General features: G+C 61.7%; 6 protein-coding genes. 1 reads left to right on the plus strand and 5 read right to left on the minus strand.

The genetic code is table 11. The annotated features are described in order from the left end of the window. Positions 1 to 23: 23 nt before the first annotated feature. From ACEW8G_RS07660 to ACEW8G_RS07680, 5 genes are all read right to left on the minus strand, one after another. A complete protein-coding gene (locus ACEW8G_RS07660) occupies positions 24 to 821 on the minus strand; it encodes an NTP transferase domain-containing protein (RefSeq protein ID WP_373487839.1) in 798 nt (265 codons plus the stop codon). Positions 822 to 925: 104 nt separating this feature from the next. After that, complete coding sequence (locus tag ACEW8G_RS07665; RefSeq protein ID WP_373487840.1) at positions 926 to 1,294, minus strand: hypothetical protein; 369 nt, start codon at positions 1,292 to 1,294, stop codon at positions 926 to 928. 82 nt (positions 1,295 to 1,376) lie between these two features. After that, complete coding sequence (gene moaB / locus ACEW8G_RS07670; protein ID WP_373487841.1) at positions 1,377 to 1,904, minus strand: molybdenum cofactor biosynthesis protein B; 528 nt, start codon at positions 1,902 to 1,904, stop codon at positions 1,377 to 1,379. 3 nt (positions 1,905 to 1,907) lie between these two features. Continuing rightward, entirely contained in the window at positions 1,908 to 3,665 is a 1,758-nt protein-coding gene (locus ACEW8G_RS07675) for a lytic transglycosylase domain-containing protein (protein WP_373487842.1), read from the minus strand. 4 nt (positions 3,666 to 3,669) lie between these two features. Continuing rightward, entirely contained in the window at positions 3,670 to 4,422 is a 753-nt protein-coding gene (locus tag ACEW8G_RS07680) for a uracil-DNA glycosylase family protein (RefSeq protein WP_373487843.1), read from the minus strand. Positions 4,423 to 4,539: 117 nt separating this feature from the next. On the opposite strand from ACEW8G_RS07680, the gene ACEW8G_RS07685 reads away from it, so the two are divergent. After that, the coding region (locus ACEW8G_RS07685) for an NAD(P)/FAD-dependent oxidoreductase (protein WP_373487844.1) at positions 4,540 to 5,585 on the plus strand (1,046 nt) is incomplete at its 3' end.

Here is a 5,585-nt window from a genome sequence, read left to right on the forward strand (position 1 = left end):
TCTGAATGCCCGGCGCGTGACGTTCAGCCCGGCACCAGTGCGGCATGCTGCCGGGCCAGGATCGATTCGACCGCTACCAGCGACGCCTCGTCATCGACATCGATGGCGAGACGTCCATCGTTAAGCACGAGCGGCTTGACCCGAACGCCGATGCGTCCCGAAATCTGCTTGAACATCCGTTCGAGCGAAAACAAGCCCGACTGGAACATCAAGGCCGATGTCAGGCCGAAGGTCTTGAGGATGCGTCCCTTGACCTTGAGGAACTGTCCGCCTTCGCGAAAAGGTTCGGCAGCGCGGAGTGCGTGGCGGTCGCGTAACAGGAACAGGTTGCAGTTTGAAAAGCCGCCGTTGCTGAATTCATAATAGCGGTTCTTGCCTGCTGGATGCGCCTGCATGATCTGCTCCTTGCGCGCCAGGGCAACCACGGCATCGGCGGACGTCGCCGTGTCCAGCATGGCGGTGATTGCCTCAGCGGTCAGCAGCACGTTGTCTGCGGTGGTGATCAGCAGCGGAAATGTGGCGATTTCCGCAGCGCGCGCGACGCTTTCGACCAGATTATGCTGTGCCTCAACCGGCATCAGCCGACCACTCGTGGTCAATTCGGCGACAATCGGCACGTCGGCGATGGCAGAGAAATCTTCAATCGACACCAGAATTCGGGCTTCGGGGAATGTATCGCGAATCGTTTCGAGTACGTGGGCAATCATCGCATTGCCCGAAACCGGGACAACGCATTTGTGGGTCAGCGAGCGAGCGCTCGCCAGCGGGTCAAGCCTGCCATGACGGCGGCCGGCCAGCACCAATATTGTGGGGTTTTTCATGGAATTTGCTCCATCAACCGGGCCGAGCCAGTCGGCTGTGTCCGGGCGTTCTAATGATGTTCAGGGCGTTTCGCTGATCAGTGTCAGCGCGAGTCTGATGGGAATCAGGCCGCAGGCGGTGCCCGTGCCGCATAAGCAACCTTGCGCAGGTCGCCGGTTGCACCGGGCGCTGGGGCATGCTTGGTTTCGCGTAAAGCAGAGATGCCCGAAAAGCCGAGTGCGTTCGATGCCAGAAAAACTTGAGCGACACCCTTGCCGCCGTCATCCTTGGCGTGATTTTTGTTGCTGTGGTCGCCGATGCCAGGCGCCGTACGGCCCGACGAGCCAACAAGATCGTTGCTCGATGCAGTGGGCCGCGACTTGCCGGTCCCTGCCTGCAGGTCATCGAGATGTGTTTCGATGGTGGTAAGGGTCACGAAGCCAAGAAACGCGACAATCAACGCGCACTGACATGCGCGGCTGAACGCGCTCAACAAGGCCCCCAACTTCCTCACGATTGAGTCGATAGGATATTTTCTCGACAAATTCCAGATTTGGTTGACGAGCCGTCCAACCCTACCGTTCCATGAGGCGCGGCATCAGGTCTATGAAGTTGCACGGGCGATTGCGGCTGTCGAGTTGCTCGTCCAAAATGCCGTCCCAGGCATCCTTGACCGCGCCATTCGATCCGGGGAGCGCGAAGATATAAGTACCGCGCGCGAGCACCGCACAGGCGCGCGATTGCACGGTGCTGGTGCCGATGGTCTGGTAGCTCAGCCAGCGGAACAGTTCGCCAAATCCGGGAATGTCCTTGTCCTTTACCCGGTCGAGCGCTTCGGGTGTGATGTCGCGCCCGGTCAGCCCGGTGCCGCCGGTGGCGATGATCGCGTCGATCTCGGGGTCATCAATCCAGTTGTTCAGCCGCACCACCAGCTTGTCGACATCATCGCGTTCGATCGCGCGTGCCACCAGCCGGTGGCGCTTGGTCCTGATCCGTTCGGCCAGAATGTCGCCCGATGTATCCTCGTGAGCGGTGCGCGTGTCCGACAGTGTCAGCAGCGCGATGTTGATGGGCTTGAACACCCGCGTGTTGTCGATGGCCATGGCTCAATTATTGAGCACAGTTCCCAATCGCACAAGCTCCATCCCGCCAGCGTGGGGAAAACTGGGCCAAAGACCCTGCGCCAGCCCCTGCGCGCTTTTTGAAGCGACCCCGGCCTGACGCTCGTACATCCAATAGTTGCGCAGGATAATGCCGACATAGGCGCGCGTTTCCCAATAGGGGATCGATTCGATGAACAGCAGCGGATCGCCGCCATCCTTGACCTTCTCATTCCAGCGGCTGACCGGCAGCGGACCGGCATTATAGGCGGCGATGATCTTGGGCAGCAGTCCCTGCGTTTCCGGCTTGTCGCGCAGGAACTCTAGGTAACGCTGGCCATATTCCAGATTGACCGACGGCTGATACAGCGCGCTGTTGTCAATCGATTGGCCGCGTGCGCGCGCCATGTCCTGCGCGGTGCCGGGACGCACCTGCATCAATCCGCGCGCATCGGCGGGACTGCGCGCATCGCTGCGAAAGTTCGATTCCTGCAGGGTGTGGGCATAGACCAATGCCGGATCGACGCGCCAGCCATCCTGCGGTACCCAGCGCGGCGAGGGGAAGCGGGCGAAGGCATCGGGGCGGCTGCCTTGCGGACCATTGTGGGCAAGCCACATCTGGGTCTGCGGCATCGAGAGGTCACGCGCCAGCCGCAGCAGCGGCTCGTGCGCGTCCGCGCCTGCAATCTGCGCTTCATGGCGCAACACTTCGTCGGCAAGGCGAGTCTGGCCGATTTCGTTGAGCGCGATGACGCGTCGGATGTTCGGACGGTTCCCAAGCTTTTGCCAGTCGCTGCTGCTGAAATCGGCGGGCTGTGCGGATTTGCCGGTGTTAAGGCCCAGTTGTTCTGCGGCCAAGAGTCCGTAAAGCGTCTCACCATACTGGCTTCCGGCAAGCAGGTTGGCCTGCACCAGATCGGGTCTGCGGCAGCGGGTGGCGGCGCGCGAGGCCCAGTAATAGCCACCGGCACGCAGTTCCTCGTTCCACGCATTTGCAGCCGCGCCCTCAAAGCCGCGCAACGCTGATTCGCAATCGCCAAGCCTCCATGCGGCCAGCCCTGCGGTCCAGTGTGCTTCACCCACCCAGTCGCCAGTGCCGTTGGTTGCCAGCCGCGCGAGCGCCAGCGCCTCGGCATCACGATTTTCGATGTAGAACGACCAGGCGACGCGCTGCTGCAGTTCGCTGCGCGCCGACGGGCTAAGCGTGTCGAGTTGTGCGTTGAGAATATCGAGCGCGCCGGACGGATCATCGGCGACGATGCGTTCCTGAATGCGTGCGGCGAGCGCGGAGGGTACCGTGCCGTCAGAGATGCTGCGCGGTTTGCCCCTGCGCGTCACCCCGGCAAAGCTTGCCATCCGCACGGTCTGCGGGCGATCGGGCAGAATGGTTGCACCGCGCTTTTCAGCCAGTCGCGCGAGGCGTTCGGCGTGTGGCAGTTCGGCAGATGCGCTGAGCAAGGATAACAGCGGCCCCATTTCGACCTTGGGCGAGTTGGCGGCGAGGTAAAGCTCAGCACGCGCGATTTCATGCAGCGCGCCCTTGTCGCGGCTCGCAAGCATTTCCTCGGCGCGCTGCCAGTTTTGACCCTGGATTGCGCCGAAGACCTCGGCGTAGAACTGGCGATCTGAATTATTCAGCTGCTCGGGCACCTGCGTCTTGGCGACGCGGCTTGAGAAATAGCTGTAGGACGTGGATTGGGCCTGTGCGGGCTGACTGACGATAAACAGGGCCGCGATCCCCGCGATCAAACCAGCTTTTTGCACGTCTTTACTCCGATAGCAGCAACTGCAGACTTTGCCATGCCATGCGCTTTTCATCTGCGCTGCGATGCAGCATGAGATTGAGCCTGCGTGTGGCGACCGTCTTGATCTTGAATTCACCATGGTTAAGAAAATGTAAAATCGGTGGCTTTTGCGACGGGACGTGTCCCAACAGCGCCTTGGCGGTTTCATCGCCTGCTATGACCAGCATCTGCGGCTGCACCAGGGCGATATGATGCATCGTAATGCGGTGCCATGCCGCTATCTGCTCGGCCGCAACCCGGCGATCCAGCCCGACGCGGGGATAGAATGAGGCGCGATATACCTGCTCGATGTCTGTGCCGCAGGCGGCCATGATGTTTTTGAGCAGGCGGCCAACCGTGCCCGACAGCACGGTGCCCTGATCATCGGCTTCGGGCGACCCGGTAAGCACCATGATCTGCGCGTTGGCAGGGCCTGTCGGGGCGATGCACGGTCCGCTGCCGTTGTCCTCGCCCAGAGCCCCCTCGGTCCACATGCGCTGAAACTCTGCCAGACTGTCTGGAAGTATAACCCGGGGCATTTGCGGCGCGGGGGGCGGGGCTTTTGCCGTCGTGGGCGCGGCTGCGATGGGTTGCCTGACCTGAGGCGACCTTGCGGGCGGTTCATCAGCCAGCCAGTCATTGGGGATTTCGCGATAGTCCCACGTTACCCCTGCCAGTTGCCACCAGTCGATGACGCTGCGCGCCAGGCGGTCGTTGCTGTCGCCTCCGGTCAGCATCGCGCGGCACCAAAGCGGCTTGACTTGGCGCGCATGGCGCTATTGGAGTGTATGGCAACGATCATGGGCGAGCGCTGTTATGGCATAGCGATCGGCATGGGCAACGAGGAATGTCTGATGAGTGAACGCGAATCCATGCCGTTTGATGTCGTGATTGTCGGCGCGGGGCCTGCTGGCCTTGCTGCAGCGATCCGTCTCAAACAGCTCGCGGCTGAAAACAGCGCCGAAATCGAGGTCTGCGTCATCGAAAAGGGGTCAGAGGTCGGCGCCCATATCCTGTCGGGCGCGGTGATCGATCCGCGCGCGCTTGACGAGCTGATCCCCGACTGGCGTGATCTGGGCTGTCCAACGGCAGAAACCCCCGTGACCGAAAACCACCACTGGGTGCTGAGCAAATCGGGCAAGTTTTCGATCCCGCACCTGACGACGCCCTCGTTCATGCACAACAAGGGCACCTATACCGGCAGCCTGGGCAACCTGTGTCGCTGGCTGGCGGAGCAGGCCGAGGCGCTTGATGTACAGATCTTCCCCGGCTTTGCTGCGGCGGAAATCCTCTACAACGACGATGGCTCGGTAAAGGGTGTCGCCACCGGTGATATGGGCGTGGGCCGTGATGGCGAGCACAAAGCCGACTATACCCCTGGGCTCGAGCTGCACGCGCGCTACACCTTCTTTGCCGAGGGCGCGCGCGGGCACCTCACCAAAATTCTCAAGCGCCAGTTCGATCTTGAGGCCAATTGCGAGCCGCAGGTTTATGGTATCGGCCTGAAGGAATTATGGGATATCGATCCCAAAAAGCATGTGCCGGGCCGCGTGATCCACACCCAGGGCTGGCCGCTCGACGACGCGTGGGGGGGCGGTTTCCTCTACCATCAGGCCAATGGGCAGGTCGCGCTCGGCTTTGTCGTCGCGCTGTCGTACAAAAACCCGCATCTCTCACCGTTTCACGAGTTTCAGCGGTGGAAGCTGCACCCGGATATCCGCTCGATTCTGGAAGGTGGCAAGCGGGTCTCCTATGGCGCGCGCGCGATCAACGAGGGCGGCTGGCAATCGGTGCCCAAGCTCGCCTTCCCCGGTGGCGCATTGATTGGATGCAGCGCGGGCTTCGTCAACGTGCCGCGCATCAAGGGCAGCCATACCGCGATGAAATCGGGCATGCTGGC

The sequence above is a fragment of the Blastomonas sp. genome (assembly GCF_041747255.1).
GTDB lineage: Bacteria > Pseudomonadota > Alphaproteobacteria > Sphingomonadales > Sphingomonadaceae > Blastomonas.

Excerpts from the sequence above, each read along its gene's own strand:
- ACEW8G_RS07660 (WP_373487839.1), bottom strand. The coding sequence starts at position 821 with ATGAAAAACCCCACAATATTGGTGCTGGCCGGCCGCCGTCATGGCAGG.
- moaB (WP_373487841.1), bottom strand. The coding sequence starts at position 1,904 with ATGGCCATCGACAACACGCGGGTGTTCAAGCCCATCAACATCGCGCTG.
- ACEW8G_RS07680 (WP_373487843.1), bottom strand. The coding sequence starts at position 4,422 with ATGCTGACCGGAGGCGACAGCAACGACCGCCTGGCGCGCAGCGTCATC.